Origin of the sequence: Methylorubrum aminovorans, assembly GCF_022179725.1 — a bacterium.
Classification (GTDB): Bacteria; Pseudomonadota; Alphaproteobacteria; order Rhizobiales; family Beijerinckiaceae; genus Methylobacterium; species Methylobacterium aminovorans.
In genome coordinates, this window is sequence record NZ_BPRC01000006.1 from 146,710 (window position 1) to 165,971 (window position 19,262).

Annotated in this window: 16 protein-coding genes; 15 read left to right on the forward strand and 1 reads right to left on the reverse strand. The window is 70.6% G+C overall.

Annotated features, from left to right (window positions below; all coding sequences use genetic code 11):
- The first annotated feature begins 93 nt into the window (after positions 1–93).
- From MFF24_RS10995 to MFF24_RS11065, 15 genes are all read left to right on the forward strand, one after another.
- Positions 94–1,677 (forward strand): ABC transporter substrate-binding protein, encoded by a 1,584-nt coding sequence (locus MFF24_RS10995; protein ID WP_238224459.1) that lies wholly within the window; start codon positions 94–96, stop codon positions 1,675–1,677.
- A 93-nt stretch (positions 1,678–1,770) separates the two neighbouring features.
- Positions 1,771–2,751 carry an ABC transporter permease gene (locus tag MFF24_RS11000; RefSeq protein WP_133090076.1) on the forward strand — a complete coding sequence of 327 codons (981 nt, stop codon included), beginning with the start codon at positions 1,771–1,773 and terminating at the stop codon, positions 2,749–2,751.
- Positions 2,751–3,674 (forward strand): ABC transporter permease, encoded by a 924-nt coding sequence (locus tag MFF24_RS11005; RefSeq protein WP_108941547.1) that lies wholly within the window; start codon positions 2,751–2,753, stop codon positions 3,672–3,674. Before MFF24_RS11000 ends, MFF24_RS11005 begins: the two co-directional genes overlap by 1 nt.
- Complete coding sequence (locus MFF24_RS11010) at positions 3,674–5,512, forward strand: dipeptide ABC transporter ATP-binding protein (RefSeq protein ID WP_238224461.1); 1,839 nt, start codon at positions 3,674–3,676, stop codon at positions 5,510–5,512. The genes MFF24_RS11005 and MFF24_RS11010 overlap by 1 nt, the downstream gene beginning before the upstream one ends.
- A gap of 32 nt (positions 5,513–5,544) precedes the next feature.
- A complete protein-coding gene (locus MFF24_RS11015) occupies positions 5,545–6,849 on the forward strand; it encodes a Zn-dependent hydrolase (protein WP_238224558.1) in 1,305 nt (434 codons plus the stop codon).
- Positions 6,846–7,826: a phosphotransferase gene (locus tag MFF24_RS11020; RefSeq protein WP_238224463.1), complete on the forward strand. Its 981-nt coding sequence runs from the start codon at positions 6,846–6,848 to the stop codon at positions 7,824–7,826. The genes MFF24_RS11015 and MFF24_RS11020 overlap by 4 nt, the downstream gene beginning before the upstream one ends.
- 10 nt (positions 7,827–7,836) lie before the next feature.
- A complete protein-coding gene (locus MFF24_RS11025; protein WP_238224465.1) occupies positions 7,837–8,772 on the forward strand; it encodes a phosphotransferase in 936 nt (311 codons plus the stop codon).
- 3 nt (positions 8,773–8,775) lie between these two features.
- Complete coding sequence (locus MFF24_RS11030) at positions 8,776–9,582, forward strand: inositol monophosphatase family protein (RefSeq protein WP_238224467.1); 807 nt, start codon at positions 8,776–8,778, stop codon at positions 9,580–9,582.
- 121 nt (positions 9,583–9,703) lie between these two features.
- Complete coding sequence (locus MFF24_RS11035) at positions 9,704–10,963, forward strand: aromatic ring-hydroxylating oxygenase subunit alpha (RefSeq protein ID WP_133090070.1); 1,260 nt, start codon at positions 9,704–9,706, stop codon at positions 10,961–10,963.
- A 3-nt stretch (positions 10,964–10,966) separates the two neighbouring features.
- Positions 10,967–12,094, forward strand: coding sequence for an FAD-binding oxidoreductase (locus MFF24_RS11040; RefSeq protein ID WP_238224469.1), 1,128 nt, complete (start codon positions 10,967–10,969; stop codon positions 12,092–12,094).
- A gap of 74 nt (positions 12,095–12,168) precedes the next feature.
- On the forward strand, positions 12,169–14,211 hold the full coding sequence (locus MFF24_RS11045; protein WP_238224470.1) for an NADH:flavin oxidoreductase: 2,043 nt from the start codon (positions 12,169–12,171) through the stop codon (positions 14,209–14,211).
- A 108-nt stretch (positions 14,212–14,319) separates the two neighbouring features.
- Positions 14,320–16,218, forward strand: coding sequence for a (Fe-S)-binding protein (locus MFF24_RS11050; protein ID WP_238224471.1), 1,899 nt, complete (start codon positions 14,320–14,322; stop codon positions 16,216–16,218).
- Positions 16,215–17,441 (forward strand): electron transfer flavoprotein subunit alpha/FixB family protein, encoded by a 1,227-nt coding sequence (locus tag MFF24_RS11055; RefSeq protein ID WP_238224472.1) that lies wholly within the window; start codon positions 16,215–16,217, stop codon positions 17,439–17,441. Before MFF24_RS11050 ends, MFF24_RS11055 begins: the two co-directional genes overlap by 4 nt.
- Positions 17,438–18,238: an adenine nucleotide alpha hydrolase family protein gene (locus MFF24_RS11060; RefSeq protein ID WP_238224473.1), complete on the forward strand. Its 801-nt coding sequence runs from the start codon at positions 17,438–17,440 to the stop codon at positions 18,236–18,238. Before MFF24_RS11055 ends, MFF24_RS11060 begins: the two co-directional genes overlap by 4 nt.
- Before the next feature lie 20 nt (positions 18,239–18,258).
- Positions 18,259–18,768 carry a prolyl-tRNA synthetase associated domain-containing protein gene (locus tag MFF24_RS11065; RefSeq protein WP_108941536.1) on the forward strand — a complete coding sequence of 170 codons (510 nt, stop codon included), beginning with the start codon at positions 18,259–18,261 and terminating at the stop codon, positions 18,766–18,768.
- 157 nt (positions 18,769–18,925) lie between these two features.
- On the opposite strand, the gene MFF24_RS11070 is transcribed toward MFF24_RS11065, so the two are convergent.
- Positions 18,926–19,147: a YjiS-like domain-containing protein gene (locus tag MFF24_RS11070; protein WP_133090064.1), complete on the reverse strand. Its 222-nt coding sequence runs from the start codon at positions 19,145–19,147 to the stop codon at positions 18,926–18,928.
- Positions 19,148–19,262: the final 115 nt, after the last annotated feature.

Here is a 19,262-nt window from a genome sequence, read left to right on the forward strand (position 1 = left end):
CTGACCGATCTGTGCCTTTTGTGGCTTCTGGCACGCGTCCTGCAGTGTGGTTTTTGACCGCTTTGATGGATGCGTGGGAACTCGGGGCGCCGCATGAACGGAATGATGGATCGCAGACGGTTCCTGCAAGGAGCCTTGCAGGGCGGTGCTGCCGCTGTGGGATTTGCCCAGATCAATCCCGACTTCCTGATCTCCTCGGCCTTCGCGCAGACCGGCAAGCCGCTGGTCTTCCTCTCGGCCGAGAACATCACCGGCAACTGGGACCCGACCGCCCACACCACGCTCTCGCAGAAGAACATCGAGGGCTTCGTGATGGGCTTCCTGACCCGCACGCCGATGACCCTCGATGACCCCGGCAAGGTCGTCTACGAACTCGCCACCGACATCCAGCTCCTCGATCCCCACCGCCTGCAGATCAAGCTGCGCAAGGGCGTGCACTTCCACGACGGCAAGCCGTTCGGGCCCGAGGACGTGAAGGCGACCTTCGAGTACGGCGCGGGCAAGGACCGGCCGGCGCAGTGGTATCCCGGCCCGACCGAGACGCTCACGATCACCACGCCCGACGACGAGACCGTGATCGTCGACACCTCCAAGGGCGGCTACCCCGCCCACCTCTTCATCTTCCTGGCCTCGTTCCTCCCCATTCTGTCGGCCAAGGACGTCGCCGAGGGGCCGGGCGGCGCCCTCACCCGCCGCCTGAACGGCACCGGGCCTTTCCGTTTCGTCGAGCAGCGCGGCAACGACACCGTGCTCAAGGCCCATGACGGCTATTTCCGCGGCAAGCCGGCGGTGCCGGGTATCAACTTCACCTTCACCGGCGATTCGACCACGCGGATGCTGTCGCTGATGAACGGCCAGGCCTCGATCGTCGAGCGGCTCGAACCCGAACAGGTCGAGACGGTTAAGGGCAACCCGAAGATCGCGATCAACGAAGTGGTCTCGGTCGAGAACAAGTATCTCTGGTTCCGCTGCTCCAAGCCGCCCTTCAACGACGTGCGGCTGCGCCTGGCCGCCTGTCACTCGATCGACCGGGCGATGCTGCTGGAAATCCTCGGCGCGGCGGGCCATGCCTCGGCCAACTTCATCTCGCCGGTGAAGTTCGGCTACGTCGATCTGAAGAACTACCCGGCCTACGACCCTGCCAAGGCCCAGGCGCTGCTCGCCGAGGCGGGCTTCCCCAAGGGCAAGGGGCTGCCGCCGCTCGAATACATCACCTCGGTCGGCTTCTACCCGAAGACCAAGGAATACGGCGAGGTCATCACCGCGATGCTCAACGAGCAGGGCTTCCCGGTGAGCCTCACGGTGCTTGAGCCGGCGGCCTGGAACGAGCGGCTCTATCACCGCCCCGGCGGCGGGCCCGGCCACATGGTCGATTGCGGCTGGTCCACCGCCTCGCCCGAACCCGATCTGGTGCTGCGCACTCACTTCCACTCCTCCTCGCACCGGATCACCGGCATCGAGGATGCGCAGATCGACGCGAGCCTCGACCGGGAGCGCGCGGCGCCGACGCTGGAGGAGCGCAAGGCCATCCTCCAGAACGAGACCATGCCGCTGCTGGCCGCCAAGATGCCGGCGCTGTCGCTGTTCACCTCGGTGATGATCCACGCGATGCAGCGGGAACTGAAGGGCCTCTACATCTACCCGGACGGCTCCATCGACGCTTCGAAAACCGCCTGACCAGGACTGCCGCGCCCGGCGCGTGACCCGGCCCACCTCCGCGGGCGGACGGGCCCCGCCCCGCCGATTCCGTCACCGGACCCGAAGCCTTCGATGTTCGTTCTCAGCTTCCTCGCCCGGCGCCTCGCGCAGGGTGCGGTCATCATCTTCCTCGTCTCGCTGCTGATCTTCACCCTGCTGCGGGTGATGTCGGGCAATCCCGTGCGCCAGATGGTGGGCGGGATGGCGCCCGACTCCCTCGTGGAGCAGATCGCCACCACGATGGGCCTGCGCGATCCGATCCTCGTGCAGTTCGGCCGCTACGCTGCCCAAGTCGTCCAGGGTGACCTCGGCCGCAGCTTCGTGCGGCCGGCCAACGGCGCGGCGACGGGCGGCGCGAATTTCGACGACCTGACCCGCGGCGCGCGCGCCGGGGTCGGCGACCTCATCCTCGACACCCTGCCGATGACCCTGCAACTCGCCGCCCTGGCGCTTGCCATCGCGCTCGCCTTCTCGGCTCTGCTCGGGATCGCGGCGGGCCTGCGCCCCGGCGGGTTCTTCGACCGGCTCGCCTTCGCGGTCTCATCGGTCTTCATCTCGATCCCGAACTTCTGGCTCGGCATCGTGCTGGCCCTGCTCCTGTCGGTGAAGCTCGGCTGGCTGCCAGCAATCGGCTACGGCGGCTTCTCCTACACCGTGCTGCCGGCGCTGGTGCTCGCCGTCGAATTGTCGCCGGTGCTGATCCGGACCCTGTCGAGCGCGGTCGCCGCGCAGATGAGCGAATCTTACGTCGCCGTCGGGCATGTGCGCGGCCTGTCGCGCCCGCGCATCGTCGCCGCGCATGCCCTGCGCAACGCCTCCGTGCCGCTCCTCAACCTGCTCGGCGTGCAGTTCTCCTCGCTGCTCGGGGGCGTGATCATCGTCGAATACATCTTCGACTATCCCGGCCTCGGGCTGCTCACCATCAACGCCGTGCTCCAGCGCGACTTCCCGCTGATCCAGGGCATCGCGATCGTCACCAGCGCGATCTTCGTCCTCATCAACATCCTCGTCGATCTCGCCGCGACCTCCATCGATCCGAGGCTCGAATACTGATGGATGCCGTGGATTCCTCGCTCGCACTCGCCCCGCCGCGCGTCGACGTCACGGCGTCGCGCTCCATCGGCCGGCGCATCCTCGGGCGCGCCGCCCGCTCCGGGGGCTTTCGCATCGGGGCCGTCCTGCTCGCCGGGCTCGTGCTCGCCGCGGCGCTCTATCCCGAACTCAGCGGTATCGACCCGGCGATGCGGGATATCCGCGCCCGCCTGCTGCCGCCGCTGTTTCTCGGCGACAAGTGGAGCTGGGCCCATCCGCTCGGCACCGACCAGATCGGCCGCGACATGCTGGTGCGCTGCCTCGTGGGCTTGCGCTACTCGCTGCTGATCGGCGTGGCCTCGGTGGCCGTCACCGTGCTCATCGGCTGCGCGCTCGGCACGGTCGCCGGCTATTTCGGCGGGCGCACCGACACGGTGATCATGCGGATCACCGACGCGCAGCTCTCGATCCCGATGATCATCCTGGCGATCGCCGTTCTCGGGGCCGACCGCCCGACCATTCCCGCCATCATCCTTGTGCTCGGGCTATCGAACTGGCCGGTCTATGCCCGCGTGATGCGCTCGGTGACGATGGCCGAGCGCGGGCGCGAATATGTGCGCGCCGCGCAGGTCTCGGGTGCCACGCATCCGCGCATCCTCCTCACCCTCCTCGTGCCGCTCCTAGTGCCGCCGCTGCTCTTCACCTCGGTGCTCGACGTGGCGCGGATGATGATCTTCGAGTCGACGCTCGGCTTCCTCGGGCTGGGCGTGCAGCCCCCGACGCCGACCTTCGGCTCCATCATCGCCGACGGGCGCAAATACCTGCTCAACGCGTGGTGGATCGCCACCATGCCCGGCGTGTTCCTGTGCCTCACGCTCACCGCCATCAACCTGATCGGCGCCGCCTTCGAGCGCGCCCGCAACACGATCCACGGGGGCGCCTGATGGACCCGGTGCTCTCCGTTCGCGACCTCTCCGTCGATCTCACCCTTCCGGGGCGTGAGCGAAGGATCCTCGACGCAATCGGCTTCGACGTCGCGCCCCGCGAGATCGTCGGCGTGGTCGGCGCCTCGGGGGCCGGCAAGACCGTGCTGGCCCGGGCCGTGGTCAACTGGATCGCGGCCCCGCTCGCGATCCGATCCGGTGAGGTCCGCTTCCGCGGAAAAGACCTGCTGGCGCTGCCGCCGCGGATGATGCGGGGCTTGCGGCGCGACATCGCCTATGTCGGCGCCGACCCGATGGGCGCCCTCGACCCGACCCTGCCGGTCGGGCGCCAGATCGTCGAGAAGCTGCGCGCCGTCATGCCCGAAGTGGGCCGCCGGGAGGCGCAGGCGCGCGTGATCGCCCTGCTCGACGCCGTGCGCATCCCCTCCGCCGCATCGCGCTTCCACGATTACCCGTCGCAATTCTCCGGCGGCATGATGCAGCGCGCGCTCATCGTCGACGCCATGGTCTCGAACCCGGCTTTGCTGGTGGCCGACAACGTCACCCAGCCTCTCGACGTGACCGTGGCCGCCCAGGTGATCCGTCTGATGCGCGAACTCACCGAGCGCTTCGACACCGCGATCCTGTTCGTCTCCTCCTCGCTCCCCGTGGCCCGCGAGGCGGCGAGCCGGACCCTCGTGATCGATGGTGGCCGACTGGTCGAGGAGCAGCCGACCGAGGCGCTGATCGCCGCTCCGCGCCACGCCTATACCCGCGATCTCGTCGCGCAGATCCCAGTGATCTGGGGCGAGCGCCCGCGCCTGCCCGCGGTCCCACGCGCCGCCGGCGCGCCGACGCCCGAGGTGATCATCAGCCTGCGGGACGTGTCGCAGACCTACCGGGTGAAACGGCGCGGAAGCTTCGCCGGCACCAGCGACCTGCGCGCGGTCCGCAACGTCACCTTCGACATCGCCAGGGGCGACAGCTTCGCCGTCGTCGGCGAATCCGGCTGCGGCAAGTCCAGCCTGATGCGGTTGCTCAGCCGCCTGGAGCGCCCGAGCGGCGGCAGCGTCCTGTGCGAGGGCCGCGACATCGCTGGCCTGTCGGGATCGGAGCTCCTCGGCTTCCGCCGCAAGCTGCAGCTGGTGCTCCAAGACCCGTTCAACGCGCTGCCGCCGCGCACCGGCATCGGCGCCATGCTGGAGGCGCCGCTTCGCACCCACGGCTGGCGTGACGCAAAAACAATCCGCGAGCGTGTGCGCGCGGTGATGGACGATGTCGGCCTGCCGGTCGCGCTCTACGACGACCTGCCGCTCGGGCTCTCGGCCGGGCAGCGCCAGCGGATCAACGTCGCCCGCGCCATGGTGCTCGAGCCCGAGATCCTGCTCATGGACGAGACGCTCTCGGCCCTCGACCAGACCGAGCAGTTCAAGCTGCTGGCCCTGTTCGAGAAACTCCAGCGCGCGCACGGGCTGACCTACATCTACATCAGCCACGACCTCGCGATGGTGCGCAAAGCCTGCAACCGCGTCGCGGTGATGTATCTCGGCGAAGTCGTCGAACTCGCCGACAACGAGCGCCTGTTCTTCGATCCGGGTCATCCCTACACCCGCGCCCTGCTCTCGGCGATGCCGGCCCTGGAGGCGCGGCGCTACCGGCCGGAGGATTGCCTGATGGAGGGCGAGCCGCCGAGCCCGATCGACCTGCCGCAGGGCTGCGCCTTCCGCTCGCGCTGCCCGCAGGCCTTTGACGCCTGCGTCACGCATCCCCCGTTCCTCACCGTGCGCGGCGCGCGTGACTTCGCCGCCTGCCACCGCGTGCCCGGCGCCGGCGTCGCCCTGCTCGCGGGCGCCGCCTGATGCCGCTCCTTCCCGAGACATCGATGAGTTTCATGCCCGACATGACGGCCGAGATGACGGCTCCGCTCCCCGTGCGAATCGACCCCGCCCGCCTCCAGGCGATGATGGAGGCGGTCTCGGCCTTCGGCGGCGGCGCGGACGGCGCCCTGACCCGCCTGACGCTGTCGCCCGAGGACGGGCAGGCGCGCGACTGGCTCGCCGCGTGGTTTGCCGCGCACGGCTTCACGCAGAAGATCGATGCGATCGGCAACCAGTTCGGCGTCGTGGATCTCGCCGGACCCGGCGCCCCGACGGTGATGGTCGGCTCGCATCTCGATAGCCAGCCCAATGGCGGGCGCTTCGACGGGACGCTCGGCGTGCTCGCCGCCTGCGAAGCGATTGTTTCCGTACGCGCGGCGCTCGAAGCGGCGGGTGCGGCTTCGGCCTGCAACTTCACGGTCGCCAACTGGACCAACGAGGAGGGGGCCCGCTTCCAGCCGAGCCTGCTCGGCAGCAGCGTCTTCACCGGCGCGGCCGGGCTCGACTGGGCGCTGGCGCGAAGCGACGGCGACGGCGTCACGGTGGCCGAGGCGCTGTCGCGGATCGGTTATGCCGGGAGCGACGCCGTGCCGGTGCCCGACGCCTTCCTCGAGCTGCATATCGAGGGCGGGCCGGTGCTGGAGCGCGAGGGCCTGCACTTTGGCGCCTTCACCCGCTTCTGGGGCGCCACCAAGTACCGCCTCGCCTTCCTCGGGCGCCAGGCCCATACCGGCCCGACGCCGATGGCCGAGCGCCGCGACGCGCTCCTCGGCGCCGCCTACCTGATCGCCGACCTCAAGGCGATGACGGCCGATTACGGCCTCGATCTGCACACCTCCGTCGGCCGGCTCGAAGTGCGGCCGAACTCGCCCAACACCGTCCCGAGCGAGGCGGTGCTGTTCATCGAGCTGCGCTCCGGCTCGCCCGCGATCCTGGAGGAGGCCGAACTCCGGCTGAAGGCCGCCATCGATTTTGCTGCCGCCCGCGCCGAGGTCGGCTACGAGGTGCGCTCGATCGACCGCCGCTCCGCCGGGCCGATGGCGCCGGGCCTCGTGCGGCTCGCCGAACGCGCGGCCGCCGCCAAGGGCACGACGACCCGCCACCTCGACACGATCGGCGGCCACGACGCCGTCAGCCTCTCCGCGGTCTGCCCCGCGGTGGTGCTGGCGGTGCCCTGCCGCGGCGGCGTGATGCATCACCCGACCGAGTTCGCGAGCCCGGAGGATCAGGCCTTCGGCACCCAGCTGCTCGCCGACATGCTGATGATCCTGGTGGTCGAGGGCGTGGCTGCCATCGAGACCGGGGGGGAGGAGCGATGAAGGCGCTGGGGGTTCCCGAGGACGCGTCGGAGCGGCTGGCCGAGGTCGCCCTGGCGCAGGCTTTTTCCGCGCGGCCGGAGCTGCGGGGAAAGGCCCCGCATTACGCGGTGGCGGTGCCGGGCCTCGCCTCGCCCTCCTATCACGGGGTCGAATCCGCGACCTACCGCGTGGCGGAGGGCCGGGACGCCGAACCGAGCCTGTTCCTCAAGGTCTCCGAGCCCTGCGCCGCCGCGCTGCTCGACCCCGCCGCCGCCTTCCGCGCGGCCCAAAAGATCGCTGCGCTGGGCCTCGCGCCGGAGCCGCTGCACTTCGCCGAACGAGAGGGCGCGATCCTGTTCCGCTGCCTCGGTCCGGATTGGCGCCCGGCCACCCTCGACACGCTGCAGCAGCCCGACAGCATGGCCACGGTGATCGACGCCTTCCGCCGGATCGGCGCGGGCGAAGCCTTCGGCCGGCCCTGGAGCGTGTTCGAGGCGATCCGCCACCTCCGCGCCCTGCTGGGCGAAGGGGGCGACGCCCTGCCGCCCGATGCGTGGTTCCTGTTCGACTGGGCCGAGGCGATCGAGGCGGCACTTGCTGCCGCCGGCACCGACACCCGCCCGGCGCATGCCGACCCGCACGCCTCCAACCTGCTGTTCGGCCCCGGCGGCGCCCTGCAGCTCGTCGATTTCGACATGGCCTGCGACACCGACCCCCACTACCAGCTCGGCGCCTTCCTCAACGAGGCCTGCCCCTTCGAGACGCCGATGAAGGCCGGCATCGAGATGGCGGAGGGCGCCTTCCGGCCGGAGGTCTTCAACCGCGCCCGCGCCTACGCTGCCGCCGACGACCTGCACTGGGCCCTGCGGGCGCTCGCCATGGACCGGCTGTCGCCGCGCCGCGGGCTCGAATTTCGCAAGTTCGCGGCTTGGCGCTTCCTGCGCTGCCGGATGCGCGTCGGCGGTCCGGGCTTCGAGGAAACCCTGAGGGCCTTGTGAGGAGGGGACCATGATCGCTCTGGGTCAGGCTGCAACGGACGCCGAGCACGCGTTCGAAGCGGCCCTGCGTACCGTCCCACGCTGGCAGGGGCGCCCGACGCGCTACCGCCCGGTGCTCGGCGGGATCAGCAACGTCAACTGGCGCGTCGAGATCGAGGGCGAGCCGCATCCCTACTTCGTCAAGATGCCGGGCCGCGGCACCGAGATGTTCATCGACCGCGCCGCCGCCCGCGCCGCGAGCCGGCAGGCGGAGGTGATCGGCCTCGGCCCCCGCACCTTCGACGACCTCGACGCGCACGGCATCGAGATCGCCGAGTTCGTGGACGGGCGCCGCCCCTCGACCAACCGCGACTTCACCGACCCGGCCCTGCGGGCGGAGGCGATGCGCGTCTATCGCCGCTTCCACGCCGCCCCGCTCCTGCCGCTGACCAAGACCGTGTTCGACATGATCGACGAGCACGACCGGCAGGCGGCCGAACTCGGTGCGCTCCTGCCGCCCGATCAGGCCTGGCTCACCCGCCAGACCCGGCTGGCGCGGACGGCCTTGGAAGCTTCGGGCCTCGACCTCGTGCCCTGCTTCAACGACCCGATGCCGGGCAACTTCCTTCTCGGCGAGGACGGTTCGATCCTCCTGATCGATTTCGAATACGCCTCGAACAACGACCGGCTCTACGACATCGCGATCTGGAGCGGGGAGATGTTCTTCCCCGAGAGCGTCGATCGCGAGCTGATCGAGCAGTATTTCGGCCGCTACGACGACGCGTTGTTCGCGCGTCTGATGGTGCACAAGGCGCTCGCCGACGTGAAATGGTCGACTTGGGCGATGGTGCAGAACCGGATTTCGACCCTCGACTTCGATTTTTACAAGTACGGGATCTGGAAGCATATGCGCGCCCGCTCGATCATGAACGACCCGCGCTGGCCGCTCTTCCTGAAGGCGCTGTGAGCGATGGACCGGCCTCCGCCCACGACCGGCACACTCGCCCCGGAAGAGATCCTTGCCTTCGCGGCCGAACTGGCCGAGGCGGCGCGCCCGATCGCGCGCGCCTATTTCCGCACTCCGCTCGACATCGTGACCAAGGCCGACGAGAGCCCGGTGACGCTGGCCGACCGCGCCATCGAGGCGCGCCTGCGCGGCCTGATCGAGGCGCGGTTTCCCGATCACGGCATCTTCGGCGAGGAGATGGGCGTGAAGCCCGGCGCCGCGCCCGGCGACGGCCCGGTCTGGGTGATCGATCCGATCGACGGCACCAAGAGCTTCGTCACCGGCCTGCCGCTGTTCGGCACCCTGATCGCCTTCCTCGACGGCGGCGTACCCGTCGTCGGGCTGATCGACATGCCCGCACTCGGCGAGCGCTGGACCGGGGTTCCGGGGGAGGCGTGCTTCGGGGCCGAGCCCGCCCGCACCAGCGCCTGCCGGAGCCTGTCGGCGGCGCGCTTCTTCACCACCGCGCCCGACGGGTTCGTCGGCGCCGACGCGGTGCGCTACCGCCGCCTCGTCGCGCAAACGGCCCTGCGCCGCTTCGGCGGCGATTGCTACGCCTACGGCCTGCTGGCCTCCGGCCATTGCGACCTGATCGCCGAGACCAGCCTGCAACCCTACGACATCATGGCCCTGGTGCCGGTGATCCGGGCGGCGGGCGGGGTCATCACCGATTGGAACGGCGAAGACCTCAGCCTCCACTCCGACGGGCGGGTGCTCGCGGCGGCGACCCCGGAGCTGCACGCCGAGGCGCTGGCGGTCCTGCGGGGATAGGCCCGCGAACCGGTGGTTTCCCCGCGTCGCGGTTTGCCAAGGGGATGTCGCTGATATGGAAGCGACCGGACCCGTGCCGCACAATAATTCCCGAAAGCCAGATACGGCTCGGGAGGTCCCCATGCTCGATGTGACGCCGACCCCGCTTCAGCGCCTGCTGCGTGAGCGTCGCCCCGGCTACACCCTCGCCGCCCCGTTCTACCTCAGCCCCGAGGTGTTCGAGGCCGACATGGAGGTCATCTTCGGGCGGCACTGGATCTATGTCGGCGTCGAGCCCGACGTGCCGGAGGCCGGCGACGTCATGGTCGTCGAGATCGGCAAGACCTCGGTCGCGATCGTGCGCGACGACGACAACGAGATCCGCGCCTTCCACAATGTCTGCCGCCACCGCGGCGCCCGCCTCGTCCACGAGGAGAAGTCCACCGTCGGCAACCTCGTCTGCCGCTATCACTCCTGGACCTACAACCTCGAAGGCAACCTCATCCACGCCGAGCATATGGGCCCGGACTTCAAGAAGGAGTGCCACGGCCTCAAGCCGGTGCATGTCCGTTCGCTGGCGGGCCTGCTGTTCATCTGCCTCGCCGACGAGCCTCCGGCCGATTTCGACGAGATGGCGGCGCGCCTCGGGCCCTACATCGAGCCGCACAACGTGCGCGAGACCAAGGTCGCCTTCCAGAAGGACATCATCGAGCCCGGCAACTGGAAGCTCACGATGGAGAACAACCGCGAGTGCTATCACTGCGGCGCCAACCATCCCGAGCTGACCGTGCCGCTCTTCGCCTACGGCTTCGGCTTCGCGCCGGAGGAGATGGACGAGCACGACCGCGTCAACGCGGAGCGCTACGGCTGCCTGCTCAAGACCCGCCACGGCGAGTGGGAGGCGGAGGGGCTGCCCTCGAAGGAGATCGACGAGCTCGACACGATGGTGACGGGCTTCCGCACCGAGCGCCTGCCGCTCGACGGCGAGGGCGAATCCCACACCCTCGACACCAAGGCCGCCTGCAAGCGGCTGCTCGGCAACTTCACCAACGCCAAGCTCGGCGGCCTCTCGGTCTGGACGCAGCCGAATTCGTGGCACCACTTCCTCGGTGACCACATCGTCACCTTTTCGGTGTTGCCGCTCGATGCCGAGCGCTCGCTCCTGCGCACCAAGTGGCTCGTTCACAAGGACGCGGTCGAGGGCGTCGATTACGACCTCGCCAACCTCACCGGCGTCTGGGAGGCCACCAACGACCAGGACAGCGAGCTCGTCGGCATCTGCCAGCAGGGCGTGGCGAGCCCGGCCTACGAGCCCGGCCCCTACTCGCCGCACACCGAGATGCTCGTGGAGAAGTTCTGCAACTGGTATGTCGGCCGCATGGCCGCGCATCTGGGGCGCTGAGCCGTGACTTCGGCCTCCTCCGAACCGGCCGCCGCGCGGCTCGCGGCCTCCGCGCCCTGGGATGCGGAGGCCGACGACAGCCTGGTCTGCCTCGCGGTGCGCGACGAGACGCACGACGTGAAGACCTTCGTGCTCGCCCCGAAGGAGCCCCGGCGCTTCGCCTATGCGCCGGGCCAGTTTCTGACCTTCTCCTTCGAGGTCGGCGGCGAGACGATCCACCGCTGCTACACCATCTCCTCGTCGCCGACCCGGCCGAACACGGTCTCGTTCACGGTCAAGCGCGTGCCCGGCGGCCCGGTCTCGAACTGGCTGCACGACAACCTGAAGCGCGGCGACACCGTTCGGGCGCTCGGTCCGATGGGCGAGTTCTCCTGCTTCACCCATCCGGCGAAGAAGTACCTGCTCCTGTCGGGCGGCAGCGGCGTCACGCCGATGATGTCGATGGCGCGCACCTTCCACGATCTGGGCGAGGCTCGCGACGTGGCCTTCGTCCACTCCGCCCGCTCGCCCGCCGATATCGTGTTCCGGGGCGAGCTGGAGACGATCGCCCGGCTCGATCCCGCCTTCCGCTTCCACGCGGTCTGCGAGACCGATGCGCCGAACGAGATCTGGGCAGGCCCGAAGGGCCGGCTCTCGCTCGACATCCTGCGCCAAGCGGTGCCGGACTTCCTCGAGCGCGAGGTCTTCGTCTGCGGCCCGAAGCCCTACATGGACGCCGTGCGGGCCATGCTGAAGGATGCCGGCTTCGACATGGCCCGGCACCATCAGGAGAGCTTCGACTTCGGCGAATTGCCCGAGGCCGAGCAGGCGGCGGCAGCGGAGGCGGGTCAGGAGCTCGACGCCGAGGCCGCACCCACGGAGGGCGTGCGCACCTTCCGGGTGGAGTTCGCCAAGACCCGCCGGGTGCTCGAATGCCCTGAGAACGAGACGGTGCTCGACGCCGCCCGCAAGGCCGGCATCCGCCTGCCCTCGTCCTGCGCCAAGGGCCTGTGCGGCACCTGCAAGTCGAAGCTCACCTCCGGCACCGTCGCCATGACCCACGCCGGCGGCATCCGCCAGCGCGAGATCGATGCCGGCATGGCGCTGCTGTGCTGCTCCAAGCCGACGAGCGACCTCGTCGTCGAACGCTGAGAAACCCCGGCCGCCGCGGCGGCCGGTGCTGTCAGCGTCCCCAAGTCTCCCCCATCGCCTTCGGGAGTCGTCCCGTGATCGCCAATGCCGACGCGCTGCTGAAGCCGCTCACCATCAAGGGCCTCACCATCCGCAACCGAGTGATGTCCACGAGCCACGCTCCCGGCTACGGGCGGGACGGCAAGCCGCAGGAGCGCTACCAGCTCTACCACGCCGAGAAGGCCAAGGGCGGCATCGGGCTCACCATGTTCGGCGGCTCGTCCTCGGTGGCCGTCGACAGCCCCGCCGCGCCCTGGAACCAGATCTCGGTCGCCGACGATTCGGTGATCCCGTTCTTCCAGCAGTTCTCGGACCGGGTGCACGCGCATGGCGGCAAGCTGATGATTCAGCTCACCCATATGGGCCGGCGCACCAAGTGGGACACCGAGCACTGGCTCCCCACCGTCTCGCCCTCGCCCCGGCGCGAGCCCGCCTCCCGCACCATCCCGAAGGAGATGGAAGAGGAGGACATCGCCCGCATCGTCAAGAGCTTCGCCCAGGCCGCCCGGCGCTGCCGCGAGGGCGGCCTCGACGGCTGCGAGGTCTCGGCCGCCCACGGCCACCTGATCGATCAGTTCTGGTCGCCCTCCGTCAATCAGCGCACCGACAAGTACGGCGGCAGCCTGGAGAACCGGATGCGCTTCGGCATCGAGGTGCTGGAGGCGATGCGCGCGGAAGTCGGCGACGACTACGTCATCGGCATCCGCATGTCCGGCGACGAGATGATCGCCGACGGCCTCTCCCAGGAGGATTGCCTGACGATCGCCGCCGAGTACGCCCGGCGCGGGCTCGTGGACTTCCTCAACATCCTCGGTGGCCAGGCGCGCGACCACATCGCCCACGCGATCTCGCTGCCGAACATGTCCTTCCCGGTGGCGCCGTTCCTGTTCCTGCCGAGCGCGATCAAGCGCGAGGTTGACGTGCCGGTGTTCCACGCCCAGCGCGTCACCGATCTCGCCACCGCCGCCCGCGCGGTGGCCGAGGGCCATGTCGACATGGTGGCGATGACGCGCGCCCACATCGCCGATCCGCATCTCGTGAAGAAGCTGTCCGAGGGCCGCGCCGACGACATCCGGCAATGTGTGGGTGCGGGCTACTGCATCGACCGGATCTATGTCGGCGGCGACGCGCTCTGCATCCAGAACGCCGCCACCGGCCGCGAGGCGAGCATGCCGCACGAGATCCGCCGGGCGGACCTGCGCCGCCGCGTGGTGGTGATCGGCGCCGGTCCCGGCGGGCTCGAGGCGGCCCGCGTCTGCGCCGAGCGCGGCCATTCGGTGGTGCTGTTCGAGAAGAGCGGGCAGGCCGGGGGCCAGATCTCGATCGCCGCCAAGGCCGGCTGGCGCGAGGCGATGTCGGGAATCACCCGCTGGCTCGTCTCGCAGGTGACCAAGCTCGGCGTCGATCTGCGCCTCAACACCGAGGCGACCGAAGAGGCCGTGCTGGCGGAAAAGCCCGACGTCGTCATCGTCGCCACCGGCGGCACGCCGTTCCGCGGCCACGCCAAGGGCGCCGAGCAATACGCGGTCACCACCACCGAGGTGCTGACCGGTGCGGTCGAGCCCACCGGCTCGGTCCTGCTCTACGACGAGATGGGCCAGCACAACGCCTCGTCGGTCGCCGAGCAGCTGGCCAAGCGCGGCTGCCTCGTCGAGATCGCCACGCACGACCGCATGGTCGCGGAGGAAGTCGGCACCACCAACCAGCCGATCCACCTGCGCGAACTCTACAAGCTCGGCGTGGTGATGAGCCCGAACATGGAGCTGATCGAGATCTATCCGGAGGGCAACCGCTTCGTGGCGGCTTTGCGCAACACCATGACCGATGCCGAGGAGGAGCGCCTCGTCGACCGCATCGTCGTCGATCACGGCACGCTGCCGGTGGACCGGCTCTACCATGGCCTGAAGGAGGCCTCGGTCAACCGGGGCCAGACCGATCAGGACGCGGTCCTGCGCGGCGAGCCGCAGCCCTACGACCTGTCGCAGGGCTACGCGCTCTACCGCATCGGCGACGCGGTTTCGGGCCGCAACATCCACGCGGCGATCTACGACGCCCTGCGGCTGTGCAAGGACCTGTGAGGCGATCTTCCCCTCTCCCCGCGTGCGGGAGGGGGATGCCCGGTCTGCGAACGACTTGCTTCAAACCGAAGAAATCCAAGCTGTCGCCAAGCCCTTAGGCTCACCGTCATGACCAGCGCCGCCCCCCTAACCCTGGTGTTTCCCGGCCTCGTCTGGTTGATGGCGGCGCTCGCCCTCGTCCAGGTCTCGCGCCGGGCCGCCCTCTGGCGCGTCGGCACGGCGGCGCCGGTGGCGTGGCTCGACGGGCTCGCCAAGCTGCCCCGGCGCTATCTCGTCGATGTCCACCACGTCGTGGCGCGCGACGCCTACGCCTCGCGCATGCACGCCGTCGTCGCCGGCGGCCTGCTCGCGTCCTCGATCCTGACCGCGCTGGCGATCCTGCCGCCGCTGGCCGACTTCCGGCCCTACTGGTTCCTCGTGGCGCTGGCCTTCGGAGTGACCGCGATCGGCTCGCTGCTCGTCGGCGCCCGGCGCTATCCGGCCAAGCAGAAGCGTCTCTCCGCCGGCCGCTTCCAGATCCTGCCGTTCCTGCTCCTCGCCTACGCCTTCGGCGGCACGATCACCGCGCTGGTGCTGGCCTTCGGCGCCGGCGGCGTGTTCGGTTCCGTTGCCCTCGCCCTCGCCGCAGCCGGCGGGCTCGGCCTCGCCTTCGAGGTGCGCCACGGGCCGATGCGCCACGCGGCGGCCGGCGCGCTCCACCTCGTCGCCCATCCCCGGCCCGGCCGGTTCGAGGGCCGCCCCGACACCGCGCTCCAGCCCCTCGACCTCGACGCGCCTCGGCTCGGCTCGGAGATGCCGGCCGACTTCACCTGGAATCGGCTCCTGTCCTACGATTCCTGCGTCAGCTGCGGGCGCTGCGAGACCGCCTGCCCGGCCTTCGCCGCCGGACAGCCGCTGAACCCGAAGAAGCTGATCCAGGATCTCGTCGCTGGCCTGTCGCCTGCCGAACCCGCCTATGCCAGCAACCCCTATCCCGGCGGCCGGGCGGGGCAAGGCGAGCGCGGGGCGCTGGCCCGGCTGATCGGGCCGGACGCGCGCATCCATCCCGACACCCTGTGGTCCTGCACCACCTGCCGCGCCTGCGTCGAGGAATGCCCGATGATGATCGAGCATGTCGATGCGGTGGTGTCCTTACGTCGGCATGAAACGCTGGAGCGGGGGGGGCTGCCCGAGAAGGCGGTCGTGCCGGTGACGGAACTGCGCCAGGCCGGCGATCCCGGCGGCCGGCCGCTGGCCTCGCGCACCGACTTCGCCGCCGGTGTCGAGCTGCCGCGCATCGCCGATCGGGGCGGGGCCGAGATCCTGCTCTGGCTCGGCGAGGGCGCCTACGACCTGCGCTACGGCCGCTCCTTGCGCGCCCTGGTGCGGCTCTTACGCGAGGCCGGCGTCGATTTCGCGGTGCTGGGGGCGGAGGAGCGCGACACCGGCGACCTCGCCCGGCGGCTCGGCGACGAGGCGACCTTCCAGGCGCTGGCGCGGGAGAACATCGCGACGTTGGCCCAATACCGCTTCTCGCGGATCGTCACCGCCGACCCGCACGCACTGCACGCGCTGCGTAACGAGTATCCGGCCTTCGGCGGGCGCTACACGGTCGTGCATCACACCGCCTTCCTGCTGGAACTGATCCGGGCCGGAAAGCTCAATCCCGGCCGTCTGCCGGACCTCTCGGTCACCTACCACGACCCCTGCTACCTCGCCCGCTACAACGGGGAGACCGAGGCGCCCCGCGCCGTGCTCGACGCGATCGGCGTGGCCCGCAGCGAGATGGCCCGTTCGGGGCGCCGGGCGATGTGCTGCGGCGGCGGCGGCGGCGCGCCGGTGAGCGACGTGCCGGGCGAGCGGCGCATTCCCGACATCCGCATGGCCCAGGCCGCCGAGACCGGTGCCGGCATCGTGGCGGTGGCCTGCCCCTCCTGCACGGCGATGCTGGAGGGCGTGACCGACCGCAAGGCGGAGATCCGCGACGTGGCCGAATTGCTGCTCCAGGCGGTGGAGGCGGGCCGATGAGCCGCCTGCGCCGCGATCCGAGGGCCGAGCGGGCAGCCGGTTTCATCGCCGGTGACGGCCCTCGCCCGCTTTATGACCGGACCCGGCGCGCAGCCGGTTCCGGCCGGCCCCGCCGCGATCCGCGGGCCGAGCGCGAGGCCCAGCGCATCGGCGGGGCTGCGCGGCTGCGCTACGACCTCAGCCAGGTCGGCCGCCCGCGGGGCGAGGCCGTCACCGCCGCGCCCCGGTCCGCGCCCGTGGCGGAAGCGCCGAAGACGGTCATCGTCGAGACGCCCGCCTTCCTCGTCGCGGTGGTGCCGGATGCCCCCGGCGGCCGTCTATCGAGTCACGATCGGCAGGTGCTCGGCGCCGCGCGGGTGCTCGCTGGCCGCGAGGGCGCCGTCGCTGTCATCGTGGAGGCCGCGTGCGAGGGGCTCGGCGCGGCGGGCGCCGACCGGGTGCTCCGGCTCGACGGTGCGGAGGGCTACGATCCGGCGGCCCGCGCCGCCCGCATCGAGGCTGCGCTGGCAGGCGTGGGCGCGCGCCACGCCCTGTTCCCGGAATCGCTCGACGGCGGCGACCTCGCCCGCCGCGTCGCGGTGGGCCTCGGAGAGGCGCTGTTCACCAATGCCGAGGTGGTGGCCGCCAAGGGCCTCGTCCGCCCGGCCCGGGGCCGGCGGGTCGAGCAGAGCCTTGCCCCGCCCCGCCTCGCCACCGTGGCGCCGGATGCGGTCGCCGACTATGCCGGCCCGCCACGGGAGGCCCGCGCCCTGCCCTTCGAGGGAGCGCCGCCCGAACCTCACGGCAGCATCGTCTCGGCGACGCGCATCCCGGCCGATCCTGCGGCCGTGCCGCTGTCGCTCGCCGAATTCGTCGTCTCGGCCGGCAACGGCCTCACCGATCTCGACACCTTCCGCGAAGTGGTTGCGGCGCTCCACGCGACGCCGGGCGCGAGTCGCGTGCTGTGCGATGCCGGCTTGATGCCGCGCCACACCCAGGTCGGCGCCTCGGGCACCGTGCTCGCCGCGACCTGCTACTTCGCGCTCGGCATCTCCGGGGCGCCGCAGCACCTCCAGGGCATCGCCGGCTGCGAGCACGTGGTGGCGGTCAACACCGATCTCCACGCGGCGATGATCGAGCGGGCGGGCCTTGCCGTGGTGCAGGATGCGCAGGCCGTCATGCCGGCCCTGCTGCGGCTGCTCGCCCAGGAAGCGGCCGGCGCGACGGCGGGGGAGCCGACATGAAGATCGCGGTCCTTCTCTCCGCCGGGCAGCATCCCGTCTCCGGCGCGCCCGTGCTGCCGCGGGTCGAGGCGCAGGCGATCCGAATCGCCGCCGGACTCGGCGATGTCGGCGGCGAGGTCGTCGGCCTCCATGCCGGGCCGGACACCAGGGCCGTCACCGAGGCCCTCGGTCAGGGCCTGCCCCGGATCGAGCACATCCCGGTCGCGGCCGGAGACGACCCCGTGCCGGCGCTCGCCGCGCGGCTCGCCGCCCTCGCCCCCGATCTCATCCTGGCCGGGCGCCGCAGCCAGGGCGGCGACGAGAGCGGCCTCGTGCCCTACGCCCTGGCCCGCGCCCTCTCGATGCCCCTGATCTCCAACGTGGTCGCGGCGGCAGCCGAACCGGATGGCACCCTGCGGCTCGACCAGAGCCTCGGCCGTGGGGCCTTGCGCCGGGTCCTGATCCGCGGATCGGCCGTCGTCACCTGTCATCCCGATGCCCCTGCCCCGCTGGCCTTCGCCTACGGCCGAGCCCGCCGCGGAAGCGTGGCGGCGCTGGCTGCGGCCCCCGTGGCGGGACGCGCGACCGTCGACACGGCGGTGGAGGAGCGCCCCTATCGTCGCCGGCCGAAGATCGTGAAGGGCGCGCCCGCGGGCGGCTCGGCGGCGGAGCGGCTGAAGGCGGCCACCGGTGAGAGCGGCGCGGCCTCGAGCAGCCAGCTCCTGATCCAGCCTGATCCCGAGGACGCCGCCCGCGCGATCCTGGCCTATCTGCGGCAGATCGGCGTGCTCGCCGCATCGGCCGAACCGAAGACCTGAGCAGAGCGGAACGACATCCCATGCCCCTGAGCCCGGACGACCTGCTGACGCGGCTGCGCGAGCGCGGCATCGCCTACAAGCTCTACGAGCACGAAGCCGTCCTCACCGTCGAGGCGATGATGGCGGTCTGCGGCGATATCGCCGGCGCCCACACCAAGAACCTGTTCCTGCGCGACGGGAAGAAGACCTACTTCCTCGTCACGCTCCAGCACGACGCCGCCGTCGATCTCAAGGCATTCCGCGCCGTGCTCGGCGCTCGCGGCGGCCTGTCCTTCGCGAGTCCCGACGCCTTGCGCGAGATCCTCGGAGTCGAGAGCGGGGCCGTCTCGCCGCTGGCGGCGCTCAACGCCGCGCCGGGCAGCGTGCGGGTGTTTCTTCAGGACAGCCTGCTGGACGAGACGCGGGTCAACATCCACCCGCTCGTCAGCACGCGCACCCTTTCCCTCGTTCCGGCCGACCTCGTGGAGGTGCTGAGGGCGGAAGGGCACGAGCCCACATCGATCACCCTGTCGGAGAGCGCGGCGGCCTGAGGGCCGCTGCCCGTATCGGCGGAGCTCTACGACATCGTCCCGAAAGGGGGCCGCCGGCTTTCGGCAAAGATGATGCTCTAAGGAAACCGAGGGCGGCCGCAGGGCGCACTCTCGGCCGGCTCCGTTCGTTCGCGGGCCCGCGGCGTCGAACCGGCGTTCAGGCCGTCTGGAGGGCGCTGGGGAAGGCAAGGGCCGCGAAGAGCGGCGCGACGCTCACGGCCTCCGGGCGGGCCGGCGCGGAGCCGGTCCGCAGCTCTGAAACCGCGCCACGGGTCAGGCCGATATCGTCGAGCGCCGCGTCGCTCAGGTTCATCAAGGCCTCCTCATTGGCCCTGGCGCGAAGATAGGCGCGGACACTCTCGGAAACTTTGCTGAACATGGGATGGGCCTCGATCGCGCCGCCCTGATCAAGACGAGGGCGGCTCGCGCTTCGTCGGATATGGGCCTTTCTCAGTCGTCGGAGGAGCGCGGATGCTTGGGATCAGCTCTGCTTG

Coding starts and splice junctions, on each gene's coding strand:
- MFF24_RS11055 (WP_238224472.1), top strand. CDS start 16,215: ATGAGCCGCCTGCGCCGCGATCCGAGGGCCGAGCGGGCAGCCGGTTTC.
- MFF24_RS11015 (WP_238224558.1), top strand. CDS start 5,545: ATGCCCGACATGACGGCCGAGATGACGGCTCCGCTCCCCGTGCGAATC.
- MFF24_RS11005 (WP_108941547.1), top strand. CDS start 2,751: ATGGATGCCGTGGATTCCTCGCTCGCACTCGCCCCGCCGCGCGTCGAC.
- MFF24_RS11035 (WP_133090070.1), top strand. CDS start 9,704: ATGCTCGATGTGACGCCGACCCCGCTTCAGCGCCTGCTGCGTGAGCGT.
- MFF24_RS11065 (WP_108941536.1), top strand. CDS start 18,259: ATGCCCCTGAGCCCGGACGACCTGCTGACGCGGCTGCGCGAGCGCGGC.
- MFF24_RS11060 (WP_238224473.1), top strand. CDS start 17,438: ATGAAGATCGCGGTCCTTCTCTCCGCCGGGCAGCATCCCGTCTCCGGC.
- MFF24_RS11010 (WP_238224461.1), top strand. CDS start 3,674: ATGGACCCGGTGCTCTCCGTTCGCGACCTCTCCGTCGATCTCACCCTT.
- MFF24_RS11025 (WP_238224465.1), top strand. CDS start 7,837: ATGATCGCTCTGGGTCAGGCTGCAACGGACGCCGAGCACGCGTTCGAA.
- MFF24_RS11070 (WP_133090064.1), bottom strand. CDS start 19,147: ATGTTCAGCAAAGTTTCCGAGAGTGTCCGCGCCTATCTTCGCGCCAGG.
- MFF24_RS11020 (WP_238224463.1), top strand. CDS start 6,846: ATGAAGGCGCTGGGGGTTCCCGAGGACGCGTCGGAGCGGCTGGCCGAG.
- MFF24_RS10995 (WP_238224459.1), top strand. CDS start 94: ATGAACGGAATGATGGATCGCAGACGGTTCCTGCAAGGAGCCTTGCAG.
- MFF24_RS11050 (WP_238224471.1), top strand. CDS start 14,320: ATGACCAGCGCCGCCCCCCTAACCCTGGTGTTTCCCGGCCTCGTCTGG.
- MFF24_RS11000 (WP_133090076.1), top strand. CDS start 1,771: ATGTTCGTTCTCAGCTTCCTCGCCCGGCGCCTCGCGCAGGGTGCGGTC.
- MFF24_RS11030 (WP_238224467.1), top strand. CDS start 8,776: ATGGACCGGCCTCCGCCCACGACCGGCACACTCGCCCCGGAAGAGATC.